The 403-nt window shown below is 34.7% G+C and carries 1 protein-coding gene; it reads right to left on the minus strand.

The genetic code is table 11. The features are described 5' to 3' along the window. Nucleotides 1–22 precede the first annotated feature (22 nt). Nucleotides 23–253 carry a hypothetical protein gene (locus AB4371_RS19640; protein WP_004735670.1) on the minus strand — a complete coding sequence of 77 codons (231 nt, stop codon included), beginning with the start codon at nt 251–253 and terminating at the stop codon, nt 23–25. Between the last annotated feature and the right edge of the window lie 150 nt (nt 254–403).

Raw genomic sequence — 403 nt, forward strand, 5'->3', positions numbered from 1 at the left:
ATTAGGTATACACAAGCTTAAATTAAACGTTGGAACGCGCGTTTTTCTTCTTTGATTTATAGGCTTTCATTGAAATTTTTAAAGCAAGCTGTTTTTGTTTAATTGAAATGAGTTGTCTAGTTACGACCTTATGGTGTAACTCTGTGATAAAGTTTTTTTCCCAAGGCGTAAGGCGGTCAAACCTCAATAAAATAGTGTCATTGAGTACATTGAACAACTCGTATTGGCTTTTATCCATTCGACTGCTAAGCATTCAATTAGAGCACTTAGCTAGAGAAATGACGTTAAGGCTTTCTACTTTCTCATTTTTTCCTAAGGTAATGATTCGATAAGAGATCCCACTCTCTAATAGTGGTCTTATTTCGATGTTGTCACAAAAACTAACGGCGACTTTTTCTACTAA

This window comes from Vibrio sp. 10N.261.51.A3 (assembly GCF_041471965.1).
GTDB lineage: Bacteria > Pseudomonadota > Gammaproteobacteria > Enterobacterales > Vibrionaceae > Vibrio > Vibrio crassostreae_C.